This is a genomic window from Perspicuibacillus lycopersici (genome assembly GCF_025660475.1).
Lineage (GTDB): Bacteria > Bacillota > Bacilli > Bacillales > Caldibacillaceae > Perspicuibacillus > Perspicuibacillus lycopersici.
In genome coordinates this window covers 335,021-361,972 of record NZ_JAOUSF010000001.1, presented here as the reverse complement: position 1 = coordinate 361,972, position 26,952 = coordinate 335,021, and the positions used below count along the sequence as shown (strand labels likewise).

At 34.8% G+C, this 26,952-nt stretch carries 27 protein-coding genes; 19 read left to right on the top strand and 8 right to left on the bottom strand.

Annotated features, from left to right (window positions below; all coding sequences use genetic code 11):
• Positions 1-13 precede the first annotated feature (13 nt).
• The 4 genes from OEV98_RS01730 to OEV98_RS01715 all read left to right on the top strand — a co-directional run bounded on the left by OEV98_RS01730 (position 14) and on the right by OEV98_RS01715 (position 4,100).
• Positions 14-277 carry a phosphocarrier protein HPr gene (locus OEV98_RS01730; RefSeq protein ID WP_263071415.1) on the top strand — a complete coding sequence of 88 codons (264 nt, stop codon included), beginning with the start codon at positions 14-16 and terminating at the stop codon, positions 275-277.
• The gene (gene ptsP / locus OEV98_RS01725; protein ID WP_263071414.1) at positions 277-1,995 is read left to right on the top strand and encodes a phosphoenolpyruvate--protein phosphotransferase; all 1,719 of its coding nucleotides are present in this window, start codon (positions 277-279) and stop codon (positions 1,993-1,995) included. The genes OEV98_RS01730 and ptsP overlap by 1 nt, the downstream gene beginning before the upstream one ends.
• 128 nt (positions 1,996-2,123) lie before the next feature.
• A complete protein-coding gene (locus OEV98_RS01720; protein WP_263071413.1) occupies positions 2,124-2,912 on the top strand; it encodes an SDR family oxidoreductase in 789 nt (262 codons plus the stop codon).
• 315 nt (positions 2,913-3,227) lie between these two features.
• A complete protein-coding gene (locus OEV98_RS01715; protein WP_263071412.1) occupies positions 3,228-4,100 on the top strand; it encodes an NAD(P)-dependent oxidoreductase in 873 nt (290 codons plus the stop codon).
• A gap of 81 nt (positions 4,101-4,181) precedes the next feature.
• Here OEV98_RS01715 and OEV98_RS01710 read toward each other — a convergent pair whose 3' ends face one another.
• Entirely contained in the window at positions 4,182-5,318 is a 1,137-nt protein-coding gene (locus OEV98_RS01710) for an aminotransferase A (RefSeq protein WP_263071411.1), read from the bottom strand.
• A gap of 147 nt (positions 5,319-5,465) precedes the next feature.
• Here OEV98_RS01710 and OEV98_RS01705 point away from each other — a divergent pair, with 147 nt between their 5' ends.
• Entirely contained in the window at positions 5,466-5,936 is a 471-nt protein-coding gene (locus OEV98_RS01705) for a chemotaxis protein CheW (protein ID WP_263071410.1), read from the top strand.
• A 133-nt stretch (positions 5,937-6,069) separates the two neighbouring features.
• On the opposite strand, the gene OEV98_RS01700 is transcribed toward OEV98_RS01705, so the two are convergent.
• A complete protein-coding gene (locus tag OEV98_RS01700; RefSeq protein WP_263071409.1) occupies positions 6,070-6,519 on the bottom strand; it encodes a YkyB family protein in 450 nt (149 codons plus the stop codon).
• Between the two features lie 13 nt (positions 6,520-6,532).
• The gene (locus OEV98_RS01695; protein WP_263071938.1) at positions 6,533-7,405 is read right to left on the bottom strand and encodes a metallophosphoesterase; all 873 of its coding nucleotides are present in this window, start codon (positions 7,403-7,405) and stop codon (positions 6,533-6,535) included.
• 238 nt (positions 7,406-7,643) lie between these two features.
• Between OEV98_RS01695 and OEV98_RS01690 the strand changes: the two genes are divergently transcribed.
• Positions 7,644-7,847 carry a hypothetical protein gene (locus OEV98_RS01690; protein ID WP_263071408.1) on the top strand — a complete coding sequence of 68 codons (204 nt, stop codon included), beginning with the start codon at positions 7,644-7,646 and terminating at the stop codon, positions 7,845-7,847.
• Between the two features lie 247 nt (positions 7,848-8,094).
• On the opposite strand, the gene OEV98_RS01685 is transcribed toward OEV98_RS01690, so the two are convergent.
• Complete coding sequence (locus OEV98_RS01685) at positions 8,095-8,895, bottom strand: C39 family peptidase (RefSeq protein ID WP_263071407.1); 801 nt, start codon at positions 8,893-8,895, stop codon at positions 8,095-8,097.
• 205 nt (positions 8,896-9,100) lie between these two features.
• Positions 9,101-9,343, bottom strand: a complete 243-nt coding sequence (locus OEV98_RS01680; RefSeq protein ID WP_263071406.1) for a glutaredoxin family protein — start codon at positions 9,341-9,343, stop codon at positions 9,101-9,103.
• 101 nt (positions 9,344-9,444) lie between these two features.
• Between OEV98_RS01680 and OEV98_RS01675 the strand changes: the two genes are divergently transcribed.
• The 9 genes from OEV98_RS01675 to OEV98_RS01635 all read left to right on the top strand — a co-directional run bounded on the left by OEV98_RS01675 (position 9,445) and on the right by OEV98_RS01635 (position 19,095).
• On the top strand, positions 9,445-9,678 hold the full coding sequence (locus OEV98_RS01675; protein ID WP_263071405.1) for a YkuJ family protein: 234 nt from the start codon (positions 9,445-9,447) through the stop codon (positions 9,676-9,678).
• 107 nt (positions 9,679-9,785) lie between these two features.
• Positions 9,786-10,241 (top strand): cyclic-di-AMP-binding protein CbpB, encoded by a 456-nt coding sequence (cbpB, locus tag OEV98_RS01670; protein ID WP_263071404.1) that lies wholly within the window; start codon positions 9,786-9,788, stop codon positions 10,239-10,241.
• A gap of 136 nt (positions 10,242-10,377) precedes the next feature.
• A complete protein-coding gene (locus OEV98_RS01665) occupies positions 10,378-11,262 on the top strand; it encodes a LysR family transcriptional regulator (protein WP_263071403.1) in 885 nt (294 codons plus the stop codon).
• 73 nt (positions 11,263-11,335) lie between these two features.
• A complete protein-coding gene (dapD, locus tag OEV98_RS01660; RefSeq protein WP_263071402.1) occupies positions 11,336-12,046 on the top strand; it encodes a 2,3,4,5-tetrahydropyridine-2,6-dicarboxylate N-acetyltransferase in 711 nt (236 codons plus the stop codon).
• A gap of 124 nt (positions 12,047-12,170) precedes the next feature.
• Positions 12,171-13,292, top strand: coding sequence for an N-acetyldiaminopimelate deacetylase (locus tag OEV98_RS01655; protein WP_263071401.1), 1,122 nt, complete (start codon positions 12,171-12,173; stop codon positions 13,290-13,292).
• A 356-nt stretch (positions 13,293-13,648) separates the two neighbouring features.
• On the top strand, positions 13,649-14,197 hold the full coding sequence (locus OEV98_RS01650) for a peroxiredoxin (protein ID WP_263071400.1): 549 nt from the start codon (positions 13,649-13,651) through the stop codon (positions 14,195-14,197).
• A 235-nt stretch (positions 14,198-14,432) separates the two neighbouring features.
• Complete coding sequence (locus OEV98_RS01645; protein ID WP_263071399.1) at positions 14,433-16,187, top strand: ABC transporter ATP-binding protein; 1,755 nt, start codon at positions 14,433-14,435, stop codon at positions 16,185-16,187.
• 11 nt (positions 16,188-16,198) lie between these two features.
• Complete coding sequence (locus OEV98_RS01640; RefSeq protein ID WP_263071398.1) at positions 16,199-18,031, top strand: ABC transporter ATP-binding protein; 1,833 nt, start codon at positions 16,199-16,201, stop codon at positions 18,029-18,031.
• Positions 18,032-18,432: 401 nt separating this feature from the next.
• On the top strand, positions 18,433-19,095 hold the full coding sequence (locus OEV98_RS01635) for a potassium channel family protein (RefSeq protein ID WP_263071397.1): 663 nt from the start codon (positions 18,433-18,435) through the stop codon (positions 19,093-19,095).
• A gap of 67 nt (positions 19,096-19,162) precedes the next feature.
• Here OEV98_RS01635 and rnjA read toward each other — a convergent pair whose 3' ends face one another.
• Positions 19,163-20,830: a ribonuclease J1 gene (gene rnjA / locus OEV98_RS01630; protein WP_263071396.1), complete on the bottom strand. Its 1,668-nt coding sequence runs from the start codon at positions 20,828-20,830 to the stop codon at positions 19,163-19,165.
• 2 nt (positions 20,831-20,832) lie between these two features.
• Positions 20,833-21,042, bottom strand: a complete 210-nt coding sequence (locus OEV98_RS01625) for a DNA-dependent RNA polymerase subunit epsilon (RefSeq protein WP_263071395.1) — start codon at positions 21,040-21,042, stop codon at positions 20,833-20,835.
• A 549-nt stretch (positions 21,043-21,591) separates the two neighbouring features.
• On the opposite strand from OEV98_RS01625, the gene OEV98_RS01620 reads away from it, so the two are divergent.
• On the top strand, positions 21,592-22,362 hold the full coding sequence (locus OEV98_RS01620) for a Cof-type HAD-IIB family hydrolase (protein ID WP_263071394.1): 771 nt from the start codon (positions 21,592-21,594) through the stop codon (positions 22,360-22,362).
• A 245-nt stretch (positions 22,363-22,607) separates the two neighbouring features.
• Here OEV98_RS01620 and def read toward each other — a convergent pair whose 3' ends face one another.
• Positions 22,608-23,162, bottom strand: coding sequence for a peptide deformylase (gene def / locus OEV98_RS01615; protein WP_263071393.1), 555 nt, complete (start codon positions 23,160-23,162; stop codon positions 22,608-22,610).
• 284 nt (positions 23,163-23,446) lie between these two features.
• Between def and OEV98_RS01610 the strand changes: the two genes are divergently transcribed.
• The 3 genes from OEV98_RS01610 (at position 23,447) to OEV98_RS01600 (ending at position 26,919) form a co-directional block, all read left to right on the top strand.
• Positions 23,447-24,118 carry a YkyA family protein gene (locus tag OEV98_RS01610; protein ID WP_263071392.1) on the top strand — a complete coding sequence of 224 codons (672 nt, stop codon included), beginning with the start codon at positions 23,447-23,449 and terminating at the stop codon, positions 24,116-24,118.
• A 704-nt stretch (positions 24,119-24,822) separates the two neighbouring features.
• The gene (gene pdhA, locus OEV98_RS01605) at positions 24,823-25,938 is read left to right on the top strand and encodes a pyruvate dehydrogenase (acetyl-transferring) E1 component subunit alpha (RefSeq protein ID WP_263071391.1); all 1,116 of its coding nucleotides are present in this window, start codon (positions 24,823-24,825) and stop codon (positions 25,936-25,938) included.
• A gap of 3 nt (positions 25,939-25,941) precedes the next feature.
• Positions 25,942-26,919 carry an alpha-ketoacid dehydrogenase subunit beta gene (locus OEV98_RS01600; protein WP_263071390.1) on the top strand — a complete coding sequence of 326 codons (978 nt, stop codon included), beginning with the start codon at positions 25,942-25,944 and terminating at the stop codon, positions 26,917-26,919.
• The last annotated feature ends 33 nt before the right edge of the window (positions 26,920-26,952 follow it).

Here is a 26,952-nt window from a genome sequence, read left to right as displayed (position 1 = left end):
GAGTTGTATAAAAATGGAAAAAACATTTACAGTTACAGCAGAAACTGGAATTCATGCTCGTCCAGCAACATTATTAGTTCAAGCAGCAGGGAAATTTGATTCAGAAATTAACTTAGAATATAAAGGTAGAAAAGTTAACTTAAAATCAATTATGGGCGTTATGTCTCTAGGTATTGGTAAGGATGCAGAAATCACTATTTATGCTGAAGGAAACGATGCAGAAAACGCATTAAATTCTATTGAGGAATTATTGAAAAAAGAGGGATTAGCAGAATAATGTCAACATGGATAAAAGGTATTGCAGCGTCTAGTGGAATTGCAATTGGAAAAGCATACCGATTAGTTGAGCCCGATTTATCGTTTAATAAAACGACAGTAGAAGACGCAACAAAAGAGGTAGAAAGATTCAGGAAAGCAATTTCAGAATCAAATTCTGAATTAGAAAGCATTCGTAATTATGCAAATGAAAATTTAGGCGCCGATAAAGCTGCCATTTTTGATGCACATTTATTAGTATTGAATGATCCTGAGCTAATTAATCCAATTGAAGATATGATCAAAAATGATAAAGTCAATGCGGAATATGCATTGAAGGAAACTAGAGATATGTTTGTTCAAATTTTTGAGCAAATGGATAATGAATACATGCGTGAACGTGCAGCAGATATTCGTGACGTAACAAAACGAGTTCTTGCACATTTACTGAATGTAATCATTCCAAATCCTAGTATGATTGCAGAAGAAGTGATCGTAGTTGCTGAGGATTTGACTCCTTCCGATACAGCTCAATTAAATCGTGAATTTGTTAAAGGGTTTACTACCGATATCGGTGGACGTACATCCCATTCAGCAATCATGGCGCGTTCTTTAGAAATTCCGGCAGTTGTTGGAACAAAGACAGCAACTACTGACATCCAAAATGGGGATATGCTTATTCTTGATGGCTTAGCTGGAGAAGTGCATATTAACCCTACGGAAGAATTACTTCAATCTTATAAACAAAAACAACAAGAATATCAACAACAATTAGCGGAGTGGGCTAAGCTTGTTAATGAACCATCTGTATCAAATGATGGTAAACATGTAGAACTAGTTGCTAATATCGGTACACCGAAAGATGTAGAAGGAGCGCTAAATAACGGTGCTGAAGGTGTCGGTTTATTTAGAACAGAATTCCTTTATATGGGTCGTGACGAGCTTCCAAGTGAGGAAGATCAATACAACTCCTATAAAGCGGTTCTAGAAGGTATGAAAGGTAAGCCAGTAGTTGTTCGTACGCTTGATATTGGTGGGGATAAAGAGCTTTCTTACTTAAAATTACCAGAGGAAATGAACCCATTCTTAGGTTTCCGTGCGATACGTTTATGTCTTGAAAGAACCGATATTTTCCGTACGCAATTACGTGCATTGCTACGTGCAAGTGTTCATGGGAATTTAAAAATTATGTTCCCAATGATTGCAACTTTAGATGAATTCCGTAAAGCGAAGCAATTATTCCTTGAAGAAAAAGAAAACTTGAAAAATGAAGGTGTTCCAACCTCTGATTCAATTGAATTAGGTATTATGGTAGAAATTCCTTCTACAGCAGTTTTAGCTGATCAATTCGCAAAAGAAGTTGACTTTTTCAGTATTGGAACAAATGACTTGATTCAATACACAATGGAAGCTGACCGAATGAACGAAAGAGTTTCGTATTTATACCAACCATATAATCCATCCATTTTACGTTTAGTTAAAATGGTCATCGATGCTTCTCATAAGGAAGGTAAATGGACAGGTATGTGTGGCGAAATGGCGGGGGACGAAACTGCAATTCCACTTCTTTTAGGTCTAGGTCTTGATGAATTCTCTATGAGTGCAACATCGATCTTAAAAGCACGCTCATTAATCAGCAAATTATCTGCTAAGGAAATGGAAGAATTAGCAGCTAATGCATTACAAAAGAGCACAGTTGGCGAAGTAATTGAACTTGTCCAATCTGCTGTTACAAAATAATCTTGGATTTACGAGATGACCACTGATAGATAACTATTAGTGGTCATTTTGTATTTCCATTAAGTAAGAAATATACTATTTTGAATTAATCGAATTGTAGTATAATGAAATAAAAAAGGGGTGTGTTTATGGAATTTAATTTTACAGGAAAAACTGCGCTTGTTGCTGCATCCAGCCAAGGGTTAGGGAAGGCTATTGCTAAAGAATTCGTAACATTAGGTGCAAATGTAATGATTTCTGGAAGAAAAGAAGAAAAGCTACAAAAGGTCAAGGAAGAATTAGCAGCTTTGAATAAAGGTAGCGTGGAAATATGTGAAACGGATTTAACGGATAAAAGGGCAATTGATCAATTGATCCAAAAGACTATAGACTCCTTTGGTTCCATTGATATTTTGGTCAATAATTCTGGTGGTCCTCCGACAGGTTCATTTGAGGATTTTACAGATGAAGATTGGCAATATGCCTTTGAGTTAAATCTGTTATCCTATATCCGTCTCATTCGAGGTGCATTACCAGCGTTAAAACAATCAACGAAAGGAAAAATTATCAACATCGCATCTTCCTCTGTAAAGGAACCAATCCCGGGGCTAATTTTATCCAATACATTCCGAACAGGGATCATTGGCTTAGCAAAAACATTATCGATAGAGCTTGCCCCTTTTAATATATTAGTCAATACTATTTGTCCAGGAAGAATTGAAACCGATCGTATAAAAATGCTCGATGAAGTAAATGCAAATAAATTAGGGATAACAACACAGGAGTATAGCATTCTTGCGAAAAAAAATATTCCATTAAATCGCTACGGAACTCCAGAAGAATTCGCAAAAGTAGCAACCTTTTTAGCATCAGATCTAAATACATACATGACCGGTTCCACCTTCTTCGTAGACGGCGGCGCAATGAAATCTATATGATTAGAAAAGCGGAGGCGACTGAACAGCGGCGTACAAACTGGAGCCTATCCAGAGGAGATAAAGGAAACACGGCGAGCCTGAGAGCCGATGTTGACTTATCGTACGGAGGATTGGTGAAGTTTGCTAGACGCTAGGAGACGAAGCTAGCCAAAGAAAAGCGGAGGCGACTGAACAGCGGCGTACAAACTGTAGCCCATCCTTTGGAGTAAAAAATTATTTATCCTGAAATAATTTCAACAATTATGATAAAATAATACACAATAAATGGTAATGAAATTTGTTACCTATAATTTTTGAAGTGAAGGAGACATTCATTTGGCAACGCTAAAACCAACCGTTGGATTTATAGGATTAGGTGTAATGGGAAATAGTATGGCATCCCATATTCTAGATGCAGGCTATTCGCTTTTTGTTTATACACGTACAAAGAAAAAAGCAGAAGCGCTCGTTCAAAAAGGAGCAACATGGGTAAGTTCGCCGAAGGAAATTGCACTATATGCGGAAATAGTCATTACTATCGTCGGGTATCCAAAAGATGTCGAGGAAGTATATTTAGGCAGTGAAGGATTAATAACAAATGGGAAACCAGGTAGCTATTTTATTGACATGACAACATCCTCCCCAAGCTTAGCGAAAAAACTATTTGCTGAAGGTAATAAAAAGGGGATTCATGTGTTAGATGCACCAGTATCTGGTGGCGATATAGGTGCGAAGGAAGCTAGGTTAGCAATAATGGTAGGTGGTAATGAAGCAGATTATGAAGCTGTTTTGCCAATTTTTCAGCTGATGGGTAAGAATATCGCCTATTTAGGTGAGGCAGGAAATGGACAGCATACGAAAATGGCCAATCAAATAGCAATTGCATCCAATATGATTGGTGTGTGCGAAGCGCTAGTTTATGCAAAACATGCTGGACTAGATGTAGAGAAAGTGTTAGCTACCATTTCAACTGGTGCTGCAGGAAGTTTCTCGTTATCTAATTTAGCTCCAAGAATAGTAAATGGAGATTATTCTCCAGGATTTTTTATTAAGCATTTTATTAAAGATATGGTCATTGCTTTATCGGAAGCAGAAAAAATGGGGATTGAAACACCTGGACTATCCTTAGCGTTGACAATGTATAAAAAATTGGCTGCAATGGGTGAGGAAAATAGTGGAACACAGGCACTTTATAAATATTGGCAATAATTAAATCGAGTACCTGATAAGTAGACGTGATTTGAGATCTACTTATCGGGTATTTTTTCTAGGGGAAAGCAAAATTGCTATTTACTTCAATAAACGATTTAATCCCTCTTGTAAAACAGCCATCGAGCTTGCATATGAAAGGCGGAAATAGCCTTCTCCGTAGCCTGAAAAGGCACTACCAGGTACTACTGCAACACCATTTTCCTTTACTAATTTTAAGCAATAATCAAAAGAAGAACTGTTCACAAACTCTGGAATCTTTACAAAGAAATAAAAGGCACCGTCTGGTAATACGGTTTGATATCCATTGTGATTTAAACGTGAATATACATAATCGCGCCGTTTCATGTACTCCTTTCGCATAACTTCCGCATCATTCATTCCGTTTGATAATGCCTCGTAGGCAGCCTTTTGTGAAACGGAACTAGCACAAGTTACACTATATTGATGAACCTTGTATATGTGCTTAGCGATGCCTTCAGGAGCAAATAATAGCCCGATTCTCCAACCGGTCATGGAATGTGACTTTGATAGTCCATTAATGACAATGGTTTGTTCTGGTAGAAATTGAGCAATAGATGTGTGCGTTTGCTCATATACTAGCTCGCTATATATTTCATCCGCTAATATTAAAATATCTTTTCCTCGTAACACATTTGCAATTTCTTTAACTTCCTTTTCAGTCAAACTAACTCCAGTTGGATTAGAAGGATAAGGAAGCACGATACAACGGGTTTTATCAGTTATATTTGCTAAAATCATGTCTGCAGTAACTTTAAAATTTGAATTCGTTGTATCCATGAATACGGGTGTTGCTCCGCACAGACGAATGAGCGGCTCATATCCAGGGTAAATTGGGGCAGGCAATAATACTTCTGAGCCGGGTGTTAATATTGTACGAAAAGTAATATCGATAGCCTCTGTTGCACCAACTGTAACAATGACCTCGGATTCTGGTTGATAATGAATATGATATTTTTGTTTGACGAAATTTGCTGCAGCTTTTCTTAACTCAAGGAACCCTGCATTATTTGTATAGGTTGTAAAATCTTGATCAATTGCTGCTTTTGCTGCCTCCTTTACATGTGTAGGGGTGGGAAAGTCTGGTTGCCCAATCGTTAGGGAAATAATATCCTGATAATCTCCAACCATATTAAAAAATTGCCGTATGCCAGAAAGCTGAATTGATTTGACTTTCGGATTAATTAAGTGCTCCATGCGAATTCCTTTCCATGAAAAAAATGGTTATGCATTTATCATATCATAATCCTTTTGTGTTCGGTTGACTGAAATGTTAGCTATTTTTCTATTGTGAAATTCATGGTAAAGTATAGGTAATAAGTAGGCTAATAAAAGGAGAACGGTATGGAAATGATGATAAATACCTTTGGATGGCAAGATGATACGGAAGTTGAGCAACAATCGTTTTTACAATTCTATGTAGGGCAACAAAGCTTTGCCATTGATTTGCAGGAAGTCATCGAAATTAGTAAACCATTACCTATAACTAGGACTCAAACAGTGCACCCGTTTATTCAAGGAGTAACAGATATCCGTGGAGAAGTGGTGCCGGTAATAGAATTAGCGCAAGCTTTTTCTTATCCTCAAGAGAAACCAGATGAAAGAGAACGATTTATTATTACTAGTTATGAAGAACAGAAAGTGGCATTTCGAGTACAAGAAGTTGCGCAAATAATATTCGTTAATAAAGCTAAAATTACGACAGAAGTTAGGGAGGAGCATTTAACTCCTTATGTTGGTGGATCGTTTACACATGGAGAAGTAGAATTGTTTATTGTTCAGAAGGAAAAACTGTGGGATGCTATTGAGCATTAAAAAATAAAGAAAAAGAATCTTACCTGGAAGAAAGTAGAATTCTTTTCCTTTATTATTCTTTTCAATAGTATCTAATTTTGTATGAATAAACAGATAGCAAAATATTCCAAAAAATATGCGCGAAAATACAGGACTATTCTCCTAGTCGTTTGAATACGGGCTTTTGGTACCTAATATGTGGTGATTTCATTACATTTGAATTTGCTTTAATACCAGTATATAGCTGTAAAATCCGTTTCGCTTCTTTTAGTGGGAAAACTGTTTTCGGATTGCGGACATGTTCATCTAGCTTACCTAAATTCTCTAAACTATGAATATCATCTTTCGTTGGAGGAATATGAAAATAGTAGTTACCACATGAGATAAGGACATCCAATTGTTGTTGACTAAATTTAGGATTTCTTGAGAAGTGTAGCCCGATTTTTTTAGCTTTTCCTTCGGTAAGCATTTTTTTAATCGCTTCATGTTTTAGTTTATATAGAAATTTAGAATCGGGAGCAGTTTTTGCGTGTCGGTTAATAATAAATAATGCTTTGGAAAGCTTATCAATTGGAAAATTTGGCTCTTTATTTGTTTGCTTCATAATATCCTCCTTTCTATTGTTTCTCACTTTGAAGTGTAAAAAATGTAATCTCAGGTCGCGAGAGAAACCGATAAGGTAATCTTGTTGTTCCTAATCCTCTGTTAACATAGAGCGTAAAATCTTCCGTTATGTAATAAAAGCCTTCAAAATAATTTTTACCATAAGGTGGAGTAATTAGTGGTCCGATAAAAGGTATTTGAACCTGTCCCCCATGGGTATGTCCACTAATTTGAAATTGAATAGGATATTTGCTAACTTCATTTGCAATATCTGGTGCATGGGAAATGCATAAAGTAAATCGATTGGCTGGGAGATTTCGAAAGGTTTTTTCGAGATCAGGTTTTCCTAGCATTGCGTCATCAATGCCAGCTAGTATAATTTCTTCTTCATTGTTCATTTTGATAGATATAGCTTCATTTTGCAATAGGCTAAAATTACTTGATTTCATCATGTATTGATATTTTTCCGATCCCCAACCGCCGTGATCATGGTTCCCATATACTGCAAATTTCCCATAAGGAGCAGAAAGTGTACTTAATATTGCAATAGTTTCCTCTATCTCTTGGAAGGTAAGAAGGTTGTCCACTAAATCACCAGAGAAAATAATAATGTCAGGTGTCTCTTTTGAAATTTTATTGATTACTTGTTTGAACTGAGATAAGTCGAAGTGAAATCCTAAATGTGTATCACTAAACTGAACAATTTTTTTATTGTGAAATGATTGCGGTATAAGTGGATGACTAATCGTAAATCGAGTGGTTTCAATCCATTTCGGTTCAATGTTTTTAATATAATAATGGCTGAAGAATCCGGTAATAGCGGTACCTATTGTAAATTTCCCCGCTTTTCGTAAAAAGGATCTTCGGGATATTTTTTTATCCTTCATCAATATCATTCTTTCTCCTCGAGTAACTTCTTCTTTATAGTACCAAAAATCACAATCAATTGCACTTCGATTTTATAAGAGGATGGATTTATTTTTCCCGATTTTATCGTTGTTTTATTGAAAGGAAATTTTTTCCCAACATTTAAAAAGTGAAAATACTTTACGATAAACTGCTATTGTAATATTATGATAGAATGAAAGGCACGATAAAAAATACTCGTGGCAAAGGGAGTGGCGTATGAAAAATTTAGAAATGATTTTTATACCTTCCAGCTTTGGACTGATTAAAGTATATAGTTATGGTTTTATACAACCAGGAGCTTCGGGTAAAGTTTATGCAACCTATAACGACATTGTCGTTTCCAGTAAAGGATATAATCGTAAAAGAACCATAATAAAAGCACTCTCTAAATTACACGAATTAGTTGTGAATAATCAATAAAGGTTGAGATAAAGGTAACACGACGAGCTAGCAAGTCGATGCTGACTTATCGTAGTGGAGGAGTGGGGAAGTTCACTCGTCCCAATCCGCTGGAGCTGACAAGCGGAAAGCGGAGTGTATTCAATCTGCTGTCTTTTTAGGTAAAGCAACAATCTAAACAAAACAGCCTTATTTTATAAAAGAACCTAGTGCCTTTTTAGGTGCTAGGTTCTTTTATTCGTTACAATTTCATTTTTACCTATGCTGACTAAGTATAGGAAACATAACTAACTGCACGTTTTTTTAGTGCTTCCCATGATTGAATGAATTGTTCCTTCGATACTTTGGCGTTTTTCCTTCCAGAAAGTGGGTCATTCAAATATACATTATTTTCATCAAAGCCAACGAGTACTACACAATGTAAATCCAATGGTGTTTTAATTAGCTTGCCTTTATGCTCCCACTGTTCCCAACGGTCAGGAAGCTTATAGTCGCCAGTTGTCCAAACAACTACTGGATAGCCATCGCTGACATGATTTAAAATAGTATCAAACGATTTATTGGTTAAGTTAACGGCTTGTCCTGGTAAATATTTATTTACTAAATCGACAATTGGTTTATCGAATACAGCATATCCAGCTCTTCTATTTTTTCCTGTCATATCTCCAACGAATCCATCATCTGGATTTCCCCAGTGAAGGATGTTATCGGCTCTTTTTATAAGCGGATCAGGATCCTTCTTCACTGCTTGATAAAGATCCATTTTCGAAACATTAACACCTTCAAATTGAAGCAACATTGCTGTACTTGTTACCTCACAACCATAGCGTAGCTCGGGTAATTGTTTAATTAATGGTACATCTAATAATATTTTTTCATTGGAGAGCTGCTTTTTCCTTGCACCCTTTGTAGAGGATTCCTCTATTTGATTACCATTAATTTTCGTTGGAGAATACTCCGTTTGTTTTTCAATAGGCACATCTGTTTTTGTTTTTTGAGGTACTGAACTATTCAAATTACTGCAGCCCAATAGGGAAATGAATAAAAATGTTGCACAACAAATTTTCACTAACTTCCCCTCCTAATAAATGGTTTGCAAGAGGCTTCACCAATAGTTGCTTAATTTTAGGTTGACCAATATTCCTTTTTGTAGCATGGTATATAATGTCTATTGTATACTCTTCATTCATTCGTGGAAAAGTAGGGGTAATATTGGAGTGATTTGTTTAGGAGGGGAAGCTAAATTTGAAACTATGTCAAAAAAAATAAATATTTTATGACATATGTCTTGACAATTCGTTCTCAATTTCGTTTAAATTAAATCCTGTGATAACTTTTTCACCAATTATAACTGTTGGTGTGGAATATGATTTGTATTTCTTTGTCAATTCTTGGAATGCTTGTTTATCCTTTTTAACATTTTTTTCAATATAAACGATTCCCTTATCTTTAAAATACAACTTTGTTAATTCACATGGGGGACAATCGGGTTGTGTATATAAAATAATTGGTTCCATTTTAAAAAAACTCCTTTCACTTATATTAAATTGTACATAAATTTGATACGTGTGAAAAGAATTAAGTATTAGATGAACGATAAATTAGGGAGGAAATAATTATGTCATTATTAGAAGGTATTTTATCACGATTAAAAAGTATGCAAGAAAGTGAAGAAGATACAGAACGTTTTTTCGAACAAAATGGAGTAAAAAAATGTAAAGTTGCTTTTTATCAAAAAACAAAATCATTTGAGTTGAAAATATATAATGAAGATGGAAAAACAGATGCTTTCCAATTCGATAATATTGATATGGTCGCCATCGAAATTTTCGATTTATTACAAGTAGATTAATGATTGTAATCGGAAAAAAATATTAAAAAACTCCCTTCAAAAAAGAAATGTTCCGTTTTGTATGGTAAAATAGGAAGTAGGTAAATTTCAAATGGGGAGTTTTTCGCATGATCGATCTTCAAGCCGGAAACTTTTTACAAAGTAGTGTAGGGAATTTTATCATTCCCTCTGAGCGTGTTGCACATGTGCAAATAGGTAATAATCTAGAACATGCTTTATTAGTTTTGACAAAAACAGGATATACAGCAATTCCCGTCTTAGATGCAAAATATCAATTACATGGTCTTATCAGTAGCCCGTTAATATTAGATAACATTATGGGAATGGAAAGAATTGAATTTGAAAATTTAAGTAAGCTTTGCGTAGAAGATGTAATGAATCAAGAAATTCCTACCCTCCATGCTAATGATCCATTAGTTGATGGTCTAAAGTTATTAATCAACCATCCATTTGTTTGTACAGTGGATGAAAATAAGTATTTTAAAGGTATTTTAACAAGAAGAGTCGTATTAAAACAGCTAAATGCATATATCCAGCCCATGTATTATAAAGAAAAAGACTAATTAGCTCCCATTTTGGGAGCTAATTTTGTTTTGGAGAGAAGCAGCGTAAAGCTGTTTTCAATTGCATTTGTAGATGCTATAATAATAAGTGGTTTAAATATTATACTTTTATAAGTAAAACTTATCAGGTGGGAAAATGAATATTTCTGAAGTGGAATTATTATCTGTTTTAGCACAAGAAATGAATATGCGAAAAGCTGCCGAACGATTATTTGTCTCGCAGCCGGCTCTATCCCAGCGGCTACAGTCCATTGAAAGAGACTGGGGAGCGGAGCTATTCATTCGATCCCATAAAGGATTAACTTTAACTCCCGTAGGGGAATTAGTAATAAGTTATGCAAATGAAGTATTAGAAAAAGAAGAGAAGCTGCGGGAAGAAATCCAATTTCTGCAGTCCGAGGTGCACGGAACATTGAAAATTGCATGTGCCTCCATTGTTGGACAAAATTGGTTACCAAAAGTATTGAAGCGCTATGTTCAAAAATATCCACAAGCAAAAATTTCCTTAATAACTGGTTGGAGTAGTGAAATATTAAAAGCAGTATATGAAGACCAAGTCCATGTTGGAATTATTCGCGGAACACCAGAATGGAAAGGGATAAAAAATCACTTATTTAAAGATCGTCTATATTTAGTGGATCGAGAAATTGAAAAGATTGAAGATGTTATACATACGAATAGACCTTTTATCCAATTTAAAAGTGATTCTAATTATTATCAGGAAATCCAAGATTGGTGGCATCATCGCTTTCAAACTTCGGCAAAACGTGTAATCATTGTTGATCAAATTGAAACTTGTAAGCAAATGGTACTAAATGGTATTGGTTATGCGATTTTACCGGAAATTACGCTTCATGGAATTGAAGAGAATTTATCTAAAATACCGTTGCTAAACGATGACCAAGAGCCAATAGGAAGGGATACATGGTTGCTTGGCTATAGCTCTGCTTTTCAATTGAAACAGGTAAAAGCCTTTCATGAAGTAGTAAAAGAGTTTTTACAAGAGGGGAAAATGAACTAGCATTTTAATTATTGTATATCCAATTATTGTCTGTTAAAGTATAGGTTAAGAGTAATTAAAGGAGGAAAATTTCATGAACATGATGGATGCAAATGAAATTATTTCATTTATACAAAATAGTAAAAAAGCAACACCTGTAAAAGTTTACATAAAAGGTGATCTTGATAGCATTTCTTTTGGAGAAAGTGTTCAAACCTTTATACAAGGACAAGCTGGTGTAGTTTTTGGTGAATGGTCCGATATTGAAGCAGTAATTAATGAAAATAAAAATAAAATCCAAGATTTTGTCGTGGAGAATGACAGACGTAACTCTGCTATTCCATTACTAAATTTAAAAAATATTAAAGCACGTATTGAACCAGGTGCGATTATTCGTGATCAAGTTTCTATCGGTGATAATGCAGTCATTATGATGGGTGCTGTAATCAACATTGGAGCTGTAATTGGGGAAGGCACAATGATTGATATGAATGCTGTTCTTGGTGGTCGTGCAACAGTTGGTAAAAACTGTCATATCGGTGCAGGAACTGTTTTAGCAGGCGTAATTGAACCGCCTTCTGCTAAGCCTGTTATCGTCGAGGATGATGTAGTTATCGGCGCTAATGCTGTCGTACTTGAAGGTGTTTCGGTTGGTAAAGGTGCAGTTGTTGCAGCAGGAGCAGTAGTAATTGATGATGTTCCACCATATACAGTAGTAGCAGGAACACCTGCACGTGTCATAAAAGAGATTGATGAGAAAACAAAATCGAAAACAGAAATTAAACAAGAGCTTCGTCAATTATAATCTGACCTAAAAAAGATAGAGGCTATTGAAAATAATGCTGACTAGATATGCTACATCTAGTCAGCATTTTTGTAACTAAATGGATAGGCAATAATTTGCTGACAAGTAGTATGGAGGAATTCAAATGACTGATTACATTAAAATTCGAAGGGATTTACACCAAATTCCTGAATTAGGGTTTCAGGAATTTAAAACAAATGAATACATTATGTCAATCTTGCAAGCACTGCCACAGGATAGAATGGAAATAAAGACATGGAAAACCGGGATTTTTGTCAAAGTAAAAGGAACAAATCCTAGAAAAATGATCGGCTATCGTACCGACATGGATGGTTTACCATTAATAGAAGAAACAGAGTTACCATATAAATCACGACATGATGGAAAGATGCATGCGTGTGGTCATGACATTCATATGACGATTGCAATTGCGGTACTTCATGATGTAGTAAATAAACCAATCAATGATGATGTTTTATTTATTTTCCAACCAGCAGAAGAAGGACCTGGTGGTGCCCAACCGATGCTGCAATCCGAAATAATAAAGGAATGGAAACCGGATAGTATATTTGCTTTGCATATTGCCCCAGAATATCCAGTCGGCACCATTGCAACAAAGGCAGGGCTGCTTTTTGCCAATACTTCAGAGTTATTTATTGACTTAGTAGGAAAAGGTGGACATGCTGCATACCCACATCGAACGAATGATATGGTGATTGCAGCCTGTCAATTAGTTGGCCAGTTACAAACGATAATTTCCCGTAATATTGATCCATTGGATAGTGCAGTAATCACAATTGGTAAAATAACCGGCGGAACTGTTCAAAATATCATAGCAGAGACGGCAAGACTAGAAGGGACAATACGTACCTTAACTCCTGAATCCATGAAAAAGGTTAAAAGTAGAATTGAGCATTTAGTTAATGGTGTTGCAGTGGGATATGAATGTGATACATCCATTGATTATGGTGCAAATTACTATCAAGTATTTAATGATGAGAATTATGTGAATGATTTCATGGATTTGCTTGAAAAGAAAACAAGTATTAAAGTAATTCGTTGTAAAGAGGCTATGACTGGGGAAGATTTTGGATATTTTCTAAAAGAGATACCTGGCTTTATGTTTTGGTTAGGTGCTGGAAGTAAATATGGTCTTCATCATGCAAAGCTAAACCCAGATGAAGATTGCATTGCCGTTGGAATAGAGGCAGTAACGACGTATTTGCGAAATAAAGGAAATATGTGAAAATTAACGTTCATTTAAAGTAAATATAGGTTATTTTCAAGACAAACCAATTGTTTGTAAATATAATGGTGCAATCCGCTAAATACAAACGAAATGGTTTGTCTTTTTGTATCGTAACATGTTCCTCGTTTTTTTAAGCATGTATAAGCGATATTAATGGATAAAAACAACTACTAGAAAACGACGGCATCACTGTCATGTTAATTATATGAAGTCAGCATCTGTTTAAAATAATTATTTAATGGAAATAACAGTAATATTATGCTCCCTATATGGAGAATTTTGTTAAATGCTATTTATAGTACTGTCATATGTCATGACAGTAATCCATTAAATGAAGTGTTGGAGGGATTTAGATGGCAGAACGAATGGTAGGTAAACCTGCCCCACGTTTTTCGATGGAAGCAGTATTACCGAATATGGCGTTCGGTAAAGTTCAATTAGAAGATATTATGAAACAGGGGAAATGGACGATTTTATTTTTTTATCCAATGGATTTTACTTTTGTATGTCCTACCGAAATCACTGCAATAAGTGAGCGTTATGAAGAATTTGAAAAGCTTGATGCAGAGGTAATAGGAGTGTCTACGGATACTATTCATACCCATCTAGCTTGGATAAAAACCGATCGTTCCGAAAATGGTATCGGTTCATTAAATTATCCGTTAGCAGCAGATACGAACCATCGTGTATCACGAGATTATGGAGTATTAATAGAGGAAGAAGGAGTAGCACTTCGCGGTCTATTCATTATTAATCCTGAAGGTGATCTAATGTATCAAACGGTATTCGATAATAATATCGGAAGAAGTGTTGACGAAACGCTCCGTGTATTGCAGGCATTGCAAACAGGGGAGCTGTGTCCAGTAAACTGGAAGCCTGGCCAAGCTACTTTAAAAGCATAATAGTTGTTGAAAAATGATGGAAATACTAATGAACATATATAGTTTTTTATATAAGGAAAGAGAGGAAATCCAATCGGACGATTTCCTCTCTTTTGTTTTAACTTTTTTGACGAATGCGTGAATTTGTACTTAAAAAAAAGTTTGAAAAATTTAAGGAAAAGGGTAGATAAATATTTCGAAAGCCGTTATATTATATTATACGTTTAGTTTTTCTCAACGAGAGGGGGAGCGGGCAGTGAATACTTTTAAAAAATTAAAGGAATTTTATTTGCCTTATAAAAAATACTTTATTCTATCAGCAATTTTTATGATTGTAACAACTGCAATAACATTGGTTTATCCAGTTTTACTGCAGAAAACCATTGATGAGGTAGTCATCGGACAGAAGTTCGGCATCATTCCATACTTGGTGGTTGGATATTTAGTCTTAATGGCGATTAAGGGAGTATCTACGTATATACAACAATATACTGGCGACTATTTTGGAATAATTGCCATGTATAAGATTAGGGAGAAATTATACGAGAAGCTACAGTTTCTACCTTTTCGCTACTATGATAATGCGAAAACGGGAGATATCATGTCAAGGCTGACGGCAGACGTTCAAGGTTTCCGACAATTCTTGTCCTTTGGATTTTCTGAAATTATCCGTTTTGTATTATTTGTTGGAATAAGTATTGTTGTTATGTTTTCTTATTCAGTCTCATTAACAATTGTAACCATTTTAGCATTGCCGTTTTTAATTATAGTCGTTAATAAATTTGATAAGCAAGTTCATCCGGCTTTTCGGGCGGTTCGTAAGTCCTTTGGTCACTTAAATACTAAAGTACAGGAGAATATCAGTGGTATTAACACCGTAAAATCTTTATCAAAAGAAGATTTTGAGATTGATAGATTCCATACCTTTAATGTTGATTATCGAGACAGAAATGTTCACAATTCCAATATTTGGGCAAAATATTTTCCTCTTATGGAATTTATCGGAAATGCTTGTATTATTCTCCTTTTATCCTATGGAGGATATTTAGTTATTAATGATCGTATTTTACCTGGTCAGCTTGTTGCCTTTTATAGCTTAGTTGGATACATCATTTTTCCTATCATGAACTTAGGATTTATCATTAATATCTTTTCTCAAGGAAAGGCATCTGGTGAAAGATTATTAGAAATATTGGAAGAGCCAAATGAAATAAAAGAAAAGGAAAATGCAGAAAGAGATGTTACCTTAAAAGGGGATGTAGAATTTAAAAATGTTACCCTGAACTATCCAGGAGATGAAAATGCTGCATTAAAAAATATTAGTTTTAAAGCAAAGCCTGGAAGCGTCATTGGATTAATTGGTGCAACAGGATCAGGAAAAACGAGTATTACCCAATTGATCCCAAGATTTTATGAAGCTGTCAGTGGTGAGGTTTTAATCGATGGTATAAATGTCAAGGATTATGACCTAAATACGTTACGAACACAAATCGGTTTTGTGCTTCAAGAATCATTCCTATTTTCATCTACTATTAAAGCAAATATTGCATATGGAAGACCGGATGTATCAATGGAGGATATTGTTAATGCTGCAAAGCGTGCAGATGCACATAATTTCATTATGGAGCTACCTGATGGTTATGATACATTACTTGGCGAACGCGGCATGGGATTATCTGGGGGTCAAAAGCAACGTATTGCGATTGCCCGGGCAATTTGTATAAATCCAAGTATTTTAGTTTTGGATGATGCAACAAGTGCAGTAGATATGGAAACTGAATTTGCCATTCAAAAGGCAATGAGAGAAGTTATGCATGGGAGAACCACTTTCATTATTGCACATCGGATTTCTTCATTAAAACATGCAGACGAAATACTCGTGTTAGAAGATGGTGAAATTGTTGAACGCGGTGTTCATGAGCAACTAATGACCAACAATGGACCATATGAACGTATCTATAATATTCAATTTAAAGATCAACAAGCAATTCTTCAATCACAAATGGGGTGAACTTAAAACAAATGGATACATCGAACGCAAAAAGAAGAGCAAATCCGAATGTAATGAATCGATTCAGATATTCACAAGAGCAAGTAATTGAAAAGCCTTTCAACTGGAAGCAAATGGCTCGATTACTAGCCTATTTAAAGCCTTATTCGAAAAAATTACTACCTAAATCAATTATCGTAGTATTAATTACTACGATAATTCGATTGGCTATTCCGCTGATTATCGGATACTTAGTGTTAGAGCATGCAATAGTAGAGAAAAATACGTCGTTATTAATCATACTTATTTCTATTGTCGCTGCATTATATTTTATCTCTTATATTGGGAATTATTATCGGATTCGTTGGACAAATGAATTAGGGCAAAATGTTATTTATGATTTACGAAAGGATTTATTTACACATGTTCAAAGCTTGTCTCACAATTTCTTCGATAAGCGATCAGCAGGTTCTATACTTGTACGAATAATGAATGATACGAACTCCTTACAGGAACTGTTTACGAATGGAGTAATCAATATATTAATGGATATCGTTCTATTAATTGGGATAATCGGAATTATGTTTTCCTTAAGTCCACCGTTAACATTGGCTGTTATGGTTATTTTACCAATCATGTTTTTAATCACAACGAAGCTTAGAAGGAATATTCGACGTTCTTGGCAGAGTGTCCGAACAGTGCAAGCAAAATTAAACTCGCACTTGAATGAAAGCTTGCAAGGAATTCGTATTACCCAGTCTTTTACACAAGAACAAGAAAATATGGCTTTCTTTGACGGTGTTAATACAGATACGTTAGACAGTTTCAACGATGCGATTAAGAAAAACGCGATGTTTCGTCCATTTGTTGAAATTACAAATGCGATCGGGACAGTAATTCTTATTTGGTTTGGTGCACACTTACTGCAAACACAGGATATTACTTTAGGTGTGTTCGTATCGTTTGCCTTTTATTTAGGAATGTTCTGGGAACCAATTTCTCGATTAGGCCAAATTTATAATCAATTATTAATGGCAATGGCATCATCTGAACGTATATTTGAATATTTAGATGAACAGCCACTTGTAGGTGAGAAAGAAGATGCATTAGAGCTTTCTGATGTAAAGGGACATATTAAATTTGAAGATGTAGTATTTTCCTATGATGAAAAACGTACCGCACTGAAAGGGATAAATCTTGAAATTCAGCCAGGGGAAACAATTGCTTTAGTTGGACATACAGGTTCTGGTAAAACAACGATTGCCAATTTGATAAGTCGTTTTTATGACGCAACAAGCGGCAATGTGTTAATTGATGGCTACAATATTAAAGACATTACATTAAAGAGCTTACGAAAAAATATTAGTATTGTATTACAGGATACGTTTATTTTCTCAGGGACGATTATCGAAAATATTCGTTTTGGTCGCCCAGATGCAACAGATGAGGAAGTGAAAGCAGCAGCAACTGCAATCGGAGCAGATACCTTTATACAAAAGCTACCAAATGGCTATGATACAGAGGTAGAGGAAAGAGGAAATATTTTATCTGTTGGTGAACGTCAATTACTTTCCTTTGCACGGGCATTACTTGCAGATCCGAAAATCTTAATTTTAGATGAAGCAACTGCAAGTATTGATACGGAATCCGAAGTGAAAATTCAAACGGCATTAAAGCAGCTATTAAAAGGAAGAACATCGATTATCATTGCCCACCGATTGTCTACCATTCGCGATTCTGATCAAATATTTGTTTTAGATCATGGAAATATTATTGAGCAAGGAAATCATGAACAACTAATGAGTCATCATGGAGAGTATTATAAGCTTGTAAGTGCACAGTTCCAAATGCTTAATGCAATGTAGTTTCTTAATCAGAATATGCTGTATTACGTTACATTAAATGAAAATAAGTAACAAAACCTATTATGTGTAAGCTTGCATAATAGGTTTTTTTATAACGAAAATCGAACGTTCTCTTTTTATTTTAGGCTGTACGCTAATGGATTTGTTGTTATTTCATGAAGAAGGAAAAGCTAAGAATGAATAAATTTACGGCAGAGCAGAGTGAATACACGAAAACTCCACTAAGCGGAAGTCAGTTTCATTAGTCCCTATGCGTTGGAGCTGGACAAGCAGGAAAGCGAGATGCAATGAAGTCTGTGGGCTATTAACAAGTAGTTACAATCTATTCGAAACCAACCTTTTTTTATGTAAATATGTTACAATGGCTTCATAGCTATAAGTGATTACTGGAGGAATTTATCGTGAAAAAAGAATTTGTAGTTATTGGATTAGGAAGATTCGGAGGGAGTATTTGCCGCGAATTAACTAGATTAGGAATGGACGTATTAGCAATTGATAAAAACGAAGATTTAGTTACTGAATATTCGAATATAGTAACACATGCAGTTGTTGCAGATTCTGTGGATGAATCCGTTTTAAAAAGCTTAGGAATAAGAAACTTTGATCATGTTATCGTAGCGATAGGTGATGATATTCAAGCAAGTATTTTAACTACATTAATTTTAAAAGAGCTTGGTGTAAAAAGAGTTACTTCGAAGGCGTTAAATGAATATCATGAAAAGGTTTTACGGAAAATTGGAGCAGATCAAATTGTGCATCCAGAACGAGATATGGGGAAACGTCTTGCGCATAATTTAGTTTCCTCCAATGTATTAGATTATTTGGAGCTATCGGATGAGCATAGTCTAGTAGAAATTGCAGCAAATAGTAAAATTGATGGACATTCCATTATTGATCTTGACGTCCGTGCACGATATGGGGTAAATATTGTTGCAATTAAAAGAGAGGCAAATGTGATTGTATCGCCACAAGCGACAGAGGTAATCCGAAAAGGAGATATATTAATTGTAATAGGGGCAAATGCGGACATTAATCGCTTTGAGGTAAAGATGCTCCATGATTAAAGAGCAAATAGTTTAATTCCATATAAAAATAACCCCTCCATTTGGAATGGAGGGGTTTCGTTTATGCTTAAACTTCCATGATAATTGGTAATATCATTGGTCTACGTTTTGTTTTTTCATATAAGAATGGTCCTAAAATGTCTGTAATTTCATTCTTAATTTCTGACCATTGGGTTGTTTTTCTATCCATAATCTTCGCTAAATGTTTAGCAATAAGACTTTGTGCATCATTAATGAGGTCACCAGATTCTCTCATGTAAACAAAACCACGAGAGATAATATCAGGTCCTGCTGAAATTTTGAATTCTTTCATGTTAATGCTCACAACGACTATAACAAGACCTTCTTCAGAAAGAATTCTACGGTCACGGAGAACGATATTTCCAATATCACCAATTCCGCTACCGTCAATATAAATGGAACCGGATGGAATTTTTCCAGCTACTTGAGCTGTATCACTGCTAAGCGCTAAAACTTCACCATTATCCATAATAAAGCAATTTTCTTCTGGAATGCCACAATCATTTGCAAGCTTCGCGTGCGTAATTTGCATCCGATATTCTCCGTGAATTGGCATGAAGAATTTTGGTTTGATAAGTCGTAACATTAGTTTTTGTTCTTCCTGCCCACCATGACCAGATGTATGAATATCATTTAATGAACCGTGAATGACATTTGCACCTGCACGATAAAGCATATTAATCGTCCGATTAATGCTTGTCGTGTTGCCTGGAATTGGAGAAGAAGAGAAGACAACTGTATCTCCAGGGATTATTTGAATTTGGCGGTGAGTTCCGTTTGCAATTCTTGATAAAGCTGCCATTGGTTCTCCTTGGCTGCCTGTACAAAGGATAGTCACTTGGTTCGCTGGAAGGCGATTTAATTGTTGATTATCAATAAAAGTATCCTTAGGAGCTTTTATATAACCAAGATCTTGTCCAATTTCAATAGCTGCTTCCATACTCCGACCAAATACTGCAATTTTTCTACCACTTTTAACGGCAGCATCCGTAACCTGTTGAAGGCGATGGATATTCGAAGCGAAAGTAGCAAATATGATTCTTCCATCAACCTTACGGAATATATCTTGAATGCTTTCGCCAACTTTTCTTTCGGACATGGTGAAATCAGGAACTTCACTATTTGTACTGTCAGATAGTAAACAAAGTACACCTTCTTTCCCAATCTCTGCCATTTTTGTTAAATTGGCTGGTTCGCCAACAGGGGTAAAATCAAATTTAAAGTCGCCTGTATGTACAATATTTCCTGGTGGTGTTTTTACGACAATACCGTAGGAATCTGGAATACTATGCGTAGTCCGGAAAAAGCTTACAGACGTTTTGCGGAATTTAATAATATCCTCTTCTTTAATTTCGTGCATTACAGTTGTTCTTAATAACCCATGTTCTTCTAATTTATTTCGAATCAATCCTAATGCTAATTTACCAGCATAAATAGGGACATTTATCTCTCTTAAAAGATAAGGAATTCCGCCGATATGATCTTCATGTCCATGGGTAATAAATAACCCTTTAATTTTATCTACATTTTTTACTAGATAAGAATAGTCAGGAATTACGTAATCAATTCCTAATAGTTCATCCTCTGGGAATTTAATTCCAGCATCAATGACAATTATTTCGTCTTGATATTGCACAGCGTATGTGTTTTTGCCAATTTCACCTAAACCACCAAGGGCAAAAACCGCTGTTTGATCGTTTTTAACAAATTTCATAATTATATCTCCATTATTTTAAAATTTTCACTTTGTTTTTCGTACTCTAAATGTGTATCATTTAGAAATTGAACATATTCAATATTATAGTCGCTGCCTTCTAATTTTTTACGAACCTCTTGTTCAGAATTAGCTTCTACATATAATACTTTCGTACGTTCTCTTACTGGAACTTGTTGTTTTGTTTCTTGAAAGTAGACCTTAAAAATCATTTTTCATTCTCTCCTTAACGATTTCAACTTCCTTTAATTTATTTAATAAGTGAATCACGGAATTCACATTATATCCAATATTATACAGTATACTTTTTCTCGAGCAGCCGGACAATATTATATAATTTTAAGATTAACATAAAAAAGGAGATTTTAAAAATATTTCATGAAAGCTTTTTTTCGTTTTTTAAAAAATAGGCTTTTTTACATAGTTTAGCCTAGTTTTTATGCTATCATTTTTTTTCTAAGCAATTCTTTCCAACGATCAACAAGCTTTTTTTTGAGCTTTTTTAACATGGCGCTCACTCCTTATCATTAATTGTAGCTAAACTTTTTCTAAAGTAAAGTTAGGTATCGTTCAAAACTATAATTTATTTATATTATATGATTTTTTATAGTAATATTTCATGGTGCAATATGGAATCTGCTATTTTCTTTGGTTGACAATAGTTTTTGGAAAGGATACGTTATTTATGAAGAGTAGCAATGAAGTCACTCTAGGCTAACTTTCTAATACATACAAAACTAATAGTGAATGGAGTTGCATTTATGCGAAAAATTGTCTTTCTTGATATAGATGGTACGATTTTAAATACGAAACATGAAATTCCAGCAGCAACAAAAAAAGCTGTGCAACAGTTGAGAGAAAATAATATTTATGTGGCAATAGCGACTGGACGAGCACCGTTCATGTTTCCGAAGATACGTGAGGAATTAGCAGTCGATACTTATGTTAGCTATAATGGTCAAATTGTTGTCGTAGATAATAAAACAATTCATCATTTTCGATTCCCAGTGGATATGATTTCCTCTCTTTTAAAAATGGGAGAAGAAAATGGACACCCACTTGTGTTTATGTCAAATGACGGATTGAAATCCTCTGTTGAATACGACGAAAGAATAATCACAAGTATGCAATCATTAGAATTTAGCCACCCGCAATTTCAATCAAATTATTATATGAATCATCCTATTTCCCAAATATTACTTTTTTGTAAGGAAGGGGAAGAAGAAAGATATGAAAAAGCGTTTCCGATGTGTAAATTTATTCGTTGGCATGAGTATGCAGTTGACGTTATTCCAGCTACTGGTTCAAAAGCTGAAGGAATTGATAAAATAATCAATAAACTAGGATTTACGATAAACGATACTTATGCGTTCGGTGATGGTTTAAACGATATTGAAATGTTAACATCAGTTGGTACAGGGATTGCTATGGGCAATGCTGATCCGCAAGTAAAAAAATATGCGAATCTAGTGACAAGTCATGTTGATGAAGATGGTTTATATTTTGGTTGTAAGGAACTTGGTCTTATATAATATGTACTAAACATACTATTGGAAACTTTAATAATGGAAAAAGGAATGCAAAGCATCGGTTTGCATTCCTTTTTTGTTAAGGCAGTTTTCGTATAGATTGTTCCTTTTTAATAAAGACCACAAACTGAACACACTCCAATTTCCCGCGAGTGTCTACGTCTGCTAAGCATTGCATTTAATAACTATTTCATGTATTAACAGCAATTCTTTAATAAACAGTCTTATTAAATGATGGATAGTTAGTATTATTTGACTAAAGGCGAAGCGTTATCAACTTCTTTAAAGGGATTTTCTTGGTCAATATGGTCATAAAACATAATTCCGTTTATATGATCAATTTCATGCTGAATTGCAATTGCTGGAAGACCTTTTAGACGGATTTTTACTTCCTCACCATTGATATCATAAGCTTTGACGGTCACTCTTGCATATCGTGGAACATATCCTGGGATAGTTTCATCAACTGAAAGACAACCTTCACCATTAGGTAAATAGGTTTTCTCGACCGAGTGACTAATTATTTTTGGGTTGAAAAGCTTATAGCTATGCAATTTTCCATTGTCATCTTCCAAATGTACTGCAATCATTCGTTTAGAAACATTAATTTGTGGTGCGGCTAAACCGATTCCTGGACGTAAACTATATTTTTTTGCAATCTCTTCATCTTGACTATTTTGAATAAATTCCATTAAGGAATTTAATATTTGCTTATCCTCTTCACTAGGAGGTAGGCTAACCTCCTCAGCAACCTTGCGCAGCGTAGGGTGTCCATCCCGAATGATGTCTTTCATTGTAATCACTTCATTTCACTCCTTACCTTATCTATAGGCCAGCACATTTTGGATTATATTATAATTATATGTACCAAGTCTAACAAAGTTTAAAGAAAAAGTAATCAAATTTGCCTATCATTTGTCATAAATAAAGTAGAATATGAATAGATTTGAAAAATAACTAGAGAAAATAGATTGGAAATATTTCTTAGTAAAGTAGTCAAAATGCTAGTAATTGTTGAAATACCATTGAAAAATAAAAAAGGTATCAGTATAGTAAAATTATGTATATGGGGAATGGAGGTACGTTTGTGCGAAAACAAAAAGTGTTGCTTGTCTTAATTATCGGTTTGCTTTTTCTACTGTCTGGCTGCTTTAATCGCCAATCAACCGAGGAAAAAATTTATGAGGCATTAGAATCTGTCGTCCAGTTGGAACAAGAATTTGAAAATCAACAAGAACCATTAATGGAAATAGAAAAGCAAGAAAAAGAAGTTTATGATTCTATTTTGGAGCTGGGCTTAAAAGAGCATGACCAAATTGTTACACTAGCAGATGAAGCGATAGGCTTGACAGAAAAAAGGCAGGAACTACTTGATAAGGAAAATGATAGTATCGAGCAAGCGAAAAAAGAGTTTGAAAATGTCCAAAAATTAATAGAGAAAATAGAAGATGAAAAGCTGCATACGGAAGCACAAAATTTATATGATACGATGATGAAACGATACAGCTTGCATGAACAATTATATGAACAATATGCTTTAGGGATTCAGTATGATCAAGAACTATATAATATGTTCAAACAAGAAGATGTATTATTGGATGTTTTACAGCCTCAAATCGAAAAAATTAATGCTGCCTATGCAAAGGTATATGAGTTAAATGATCAATTTAATGAACAAACAGAAAGGTATAATGATTCGAAAGTCCAATTTTATGAAAATGCAGGATTAAATATTCAATTAGAAGAGAATGATAAGTAATATAACGTAGGAGGTAACCTGATAAAAGGTTACCTTTTCTTATGTGATATTCTGTACTGTAATAGTTAGAAATGAATTTATCCAAAATATGTAAGCGTTTTTATTTTGAAAATATAATGATTAATTAAGGTGATGACAAGATGACATAAAATAGGGAAGCTGTGATGTAATTTTATATTAGCTTGTTTGCTATCGAGTACTTTATGAAGACTGCTTAATGAGGATAGAAGAGTTAGGGAACAATTGTCGCAAAGATAAGCTTTTTGTAAACTACTGCTTCCTATGATGGAAAAGAATTATCTTAATATAATTTTTTCCAATCGTTAGAAACAGGTGTAAAAAGATAAACGAAAACAGTAGGCATTTCATTAATACAGTTGCAGGAAAATTACTAGTACAGATTATTAGTTAAAGCAGTTAGTTTTCTTTAAATATTGTTCAAATACATTTATACAAACTAATTGACGAACTGGTTTTTTTTGGTGTACACTAGTTAAGGATTAAATTGTTGTATTAATTTATTTTCTTAATAAAATAATACAGGTCACTAATGCTTAAGCAGAATAATCCTCTCAATTATAAAAGAAAATATCTTCAACCATAGATGTTTATCTCATGGGTAGTATTATGTTTCTTTTTAGGATCCTTAGGCAAACTATATTTAATAGTAATAAAATAATGTGATTATAGAAAGGAAGAGGCAAATGGCATCTAAAACAAAAAATGCAAAGCTTGAAGTTGCAAGCCAATTGGATGCAGTTGATAAGGAATTTCAAACATTCCAAATTTTAAATGAAGAGGGAGAAGTTGTTAACGAAAAAGCTTTACCAGATTTAACAGATGAACAACTTCAAGAATTAATGCGTCGAATGGTATACACTCGTATTTTAGACCAACGTAGCATTTCTCTAAACCGTCAAGGTCGCCTAGGTTTCTATGCGCCTACAGCTGGTCAAGAAGCATCACAAATTGCTTCACACTTCGCTTTAGAAAAAGAAGATTTTATTTTACCTGGATATCGTGATGTTCCACAAGTAATTTGGCATGGTCTTCCATTGTCTAAAGCATTTTTATGGTCTCGTGGTCATTACCAAGGATTTGAAAATACCGCAGCTCTTAATGTACTTCCACCACAAATTATCATTGGTGCACAATATGTACAAACAGCTGGTGTAGCACTTGGCTTGAAGAAAAAAGGTGAAAAAGCAGTAGCCATTACATATACAGGTGATGGTGGTACATCACAAGGTGATTTCTATGAAGGAATTAACTTTGCAAGTGCATATCAAGTTCCTGCAATTTTCGTTGTTCAAAACAATGGATTTGCAATTTCTACTCCACGCCATAAACAAACAGCTGCCAAAACTTTAGCTCAAAAAGCAGTTGCAGCAGGAATTCCTGGAATTCAAGTAGACGGTATGGATCCTTTAGCTGTATATGTTGCAGTTAAAGATGCAAGAGAACGTGCAATTAATGGTGAAGGTCCTACTTTAATTGAAACATTAACTTATCGTTATGGTCCACATACAATGAGCGGTGATGATCCTACACGTTATCGTACAAAAGAATTAGATAGCGAATGGGAGAAAAAAGATCCATTAGTACGTTTCCGTAAATATCTTGAAAACAAAGGTATTTGGAATGAAGAAATGGAAAATGCAGCTATTGAACAAGCAAAAGAAGAAATTAAAGAAGCTATTAAAGAAGCTGACCAAGCTCCAAAACAAAAAGTTTCTGATTTAATTTCAATCATGAGTAAAGAACTTCCATCTAATTTAAAGGAACAGTATGAAATTTATAAAGAAAAGGAGTCGAAGTAAGTCATGGCTCAAATGACAATGATTCAAGCAATTAATGATGCAATGAGAGTTGAATTAAAAAGAGATGAAAAAGTCCTTGTCTTTGGGGAAGACGTAGGAGTTAACGGCGGGGTTTTCCGTGCAACTGAAAACCTTCACGCAGAATTTGGTGAAGATCGTGTATTTGATACACCTTTAGCAGAATCTGGTATCGGTGGTTTAGCAATCGGTCTTGCTGTACAAGGATTCCGCCCAGTTCCTGAAATTCAATTTTTTGGATTTGTATTTGAAGTAATGGATTCCATTGCTGGACAAATGGCTCGTTATCACTTCCGTACAGGTGGTAGCTTTGAAATGCCTATTACTATCCGTTCTCCTTTCGGTGGTGGTGTACATACACCAGAAATGCACGCTGATAGCTTGGAAGGATTAATGGCACAAACACCTGGACTAAAAGTGGTTATTCCATCTACTCCTTATGATGCAAAAGGATTATTAATCTCTGCTATCCGTGATAATAACCCAGTTGTATTTTTAGAGCATATGAAATTATACCGTTCATTCCGTGAAGAAGTACCTGAAGGTGAATACACAATTCCATTAGGTAAAGCAGATGTTAAACGTGAAGGTAAAGATATCTCTATTATTGCTTATGGTGCAATGGTTCATGAAGCACTTAAAGCTGCAGATGAATTAGAAAAAGAAGGTTATTCTGCAGAAGTAGTGGATTTAAGAACAGTTAGCCCACTTGATATTGAAACAATTATTGCATCTGTTGAAAAAACAAACCGTGCAATTGTTGTACAAGAGGCACAAAAACAAGCAGGTGTTGCTGCAAATGTAGTTGCTGAAATTAATGATCGTGCAATCTTAAGTTTAGAAGCTCCAGTATTACGTGTAGCAGCTGCTGACACAGTATTCCCATTCTCACAAGCTGAGTCTGTATGGCTTCCAAATTATAAAGATATTATTGAAACAGCAAAAAAAGTTTTAACATTTTAATGCCTAATAGTTGAAGTCGGACGATGACATTGT